Genomic DNA, 2489 nt, shown 5'->3' on the forward strand with positions numbered 1-2489 from the left:
CAGTTGCACGAGGGCGATTTCGAGCGCTCGGTTGTCGAGGCCGAGGCGGCGGCTAAACTGGTTCCCTACGATGCATTGTCGCGCGCCAATCTTGCAATGTATTTGGCCAATGCCGGAAAAACCGACCAGGCGATTGAATGGCTGAAGGAATCGATCCGGCGGGATGCCAGCCCCATGGATTGGTACTTCGGAAATCTGGCATTCGCCTATTATCTCGCCGATCGTCCGGCGGATACCGTGGCCCTGTTCCAGAAAATGGAACAACCGTGGGATGTCAATCTGGCAGCAGCCTACGCGCGTCTCGGCAAACTTGATGAGGCGCATGCCAGCATCGCGAAACTTCTCAAAAACAAACCGGGATGGACATTGAAGGATGAAGCGGTATATCCGACCACCAAGCAACCGCAACTCGTCGAACCGCTTCTGAAGCCCTATCTCGCCGATCTCGCCCAGGCAGGACTGCCGGAAAAGTAGCTCCCTTTGCGCTGCGGATGTAAAGGGCCGACCTTGGACTCGTCCCATTTGGCGCTATGCCAAAGAAGTTCGACGATAACGCTGCAGAAAGCAGATGTCATAAGCTGCCCAGAATTCGTCGCCGCGCTGCAATGTCTTGTAGAAGACAATTGTCACGCGTGCGGCTACCAACACATAAAACCGCCATCCACGACGAGATCGATACCAGTTACGAATGAAGAAGCCCTGCTTGAAAGGAATACGGCGGGACCAACTATTTCTTCGGGAGCTGCCAAGCGACCCATGGGAGTGTCCCGTTCGAATATTTTCACCTGATCAGCGACTTCAGCTCGACGGTTCATGGGTGTCAGCGTGTAGCCCGGGCTGATCGAATTGACCCGGATACCTCGATCAATCCATTCCATTGCCAGGCTTTTTGACAGGTGGATAACCGCAGCCTTGGATGAGTTGTAGTCGGCTTGTTTCAAACCACGATTGACTATCGAGCCTGACATTGAAGCAATGTTAATGATGGAGCCCCTCTTTCTAGGAAGCATTACGCGTGCTTGCGCCTGGCAGGACAAAAATACACCCGTTACATTTACATCATAGACCCGTTGCCAGTTCTCCAGTGGAAGCGTCTCGGCATCTCCGGCAGCACCAACACCTGCGTTGTTGACAGCAACCGTCAAAGAGCCAAGCTCGTTTTCTATCAAATCGATCGCTCCCTTCAGGTCCGCGGCAGAGGTTACGGTGCCTTCGAGCGTTAAGGCTCGGCGGCCGAGAGCGCGAATTTTCTCCGCCGTTCCGTTCAAACCGCCGTTTGAGAGATGGCCAAAGCATGCCACGTCGGCTCCAGCCTCGGCCAAACCAATCGCAATAGCCTGGCCGATGCCGCTGCCCGAACCCGTAACCATCGCTACTTGTCCTTTAAGGTCGAACAATTCCATCGATCTCTTCCCTTCGTCAGAATCCGTCTTCGGCGATAGCCGAATTGAAAATGACTATAATCTACATGGAAAAAAGTCGCGTCGGTGTTCTAACGCGTTCTGTCTCAAAAAGTCCGATTTCAACGCATTGAATGTCCGCTTTGCGCCGCCAACAGCGGTCATTGCATCGACAGTGTTGCCGACACGAACGCCAAGGTGGCGAAAGGTAACCGACGCTTGCCTCCCAGCCTTTTGAAATAGAGATAGGGCAGATTCAAAAACACTAAACAGAAAAGAGTGCCCAAAGCTGCACAACAGCAACGAGTGCGTTGAAGGCAATGGTCAGTGAGACAAATGTCAGCGTTCCTGGGTTTCCCCACTCAAACACCTTGAGCGGGCAGCATCGGGGCATGGGCGCGAGGTAGCCGTCCAGCTTACCGACCGCATCCGAGGGGTCACATTCCTTGGAGGCTCAAGCTATTCGGCTTCCCGTTGCGGCAGTTCCTTCTTGACTGATTGGGCATCAGAAGGAATGGGTGTCTGGTCTTTCGAAACACTTGCCGTTGTCATCTCTTTGTCAACGGAGGCGGTATGTCCGACACAGTCGGCCGAGGCGGCCGACACGGTAAAACCGAAAGCAGCGGCAAGTGCGAGGATTGTTCTCATCGTCCAACTCCTAGCTTTTGTGATGCGGAGCCAGCCTAACCGCTAATCCCATTTCGGCAAAATCACAGTTTTGTTGGGGGTGTGTTCAGTCGGGCCGGTTTCGCTGCGCCAACCTTCGTTCACCTAAGGGACGGTTAAAAACATGTCGCGCTTGATGGCTCTCCAAGTTAACGATGAAGCCGAACTGAATGCCGATGGCGTCAGCGAGAGTATCATCGCGTCTTGTTTCCGTAGTGTCCTGCTCGCACAGTTTCGCGATCAGTTTTGATCTGTAGTGATAATTCCGGTTATCGCTGGATGGTTCGATACCGGTCACCTGCAGAGTAAGCTCACCGGCGCCATACAACAATCAGCCGATGAAACGAAACAGATCATGAGCAATCGCGGCTTTGGAAATGTCCCAATTCTGGCTGGCCATTCTGAATCCGTACAGAATGGCCC

Annotated in this window: 3 protein-coding genes; 1 reads left to right on the plus strand and 2 read right to left on the minus strand. The window is 53.5% G+C overall.

What is annotated here, in order from left to right:
- Positions 1–474, plus strand: a 474-nt coding sequence (locus AAAC48_RS11160; RefSeq protein ID WP_340654238.1) for a tetratricopeptide repeat protein, incomplete at its 5' end; no start/stop codon positions are given.
- A gap of 164 nt (positions 475–638) precedes the next feature.
- Here AAAC48_RS11160 and AAAC48_RS11165 read toward each other — a convergent pair.
- Positions 639–1403, minus strand: a complete 765-nt coding sequence (locus AAAC48_RS11165; RefSeq protein WP_340654239.1) for an SDR family oxidoreductase — start codon at positions 1401–1403, stop codon at positions 639–641.
- A 456-nt stretch (positions 1404–1859) separates the two neighbouring features.
- A complete protein-coding gene (locus AAAC48_RS11170) occupies positions 1860–2048 on the minus strand; it encodes a hypothetical protein (RefSeq protein WP_340654240.1) in 189 nt (62 codons plus the stop codon).
- Between the last annotated feature and the right edge of the window lie 441 nt (positions 2049–2489).

Source organism: Phyllobacterium sp. (assembly GCF_037994405.1).
Classification (GTDB): domain Bacteria; phylum Pseudomonadota; class Alphaproteobacteria; order Rhizobiales; family Rhizobiaceae; genus Phyllobacterium.

Excerpts from the sequence above, each read along its gene's own strand:
- AAAC48_RS11165 (WP_340654239.1), bottom strand. The coding sequence starts at position 1,403 with ATGGAATTGTTCGACCTTAAAGGACAAGTAGCGATGGTTACGGGTTCG.
- AAAC48_RS11170 (WP_340654240.1), bottom strand. The coding sequence starts at position 2,048 with ATGAGAACAATCCTCGCACTTGCCGCTGCTTTCGGTTTTACCGTGTCG.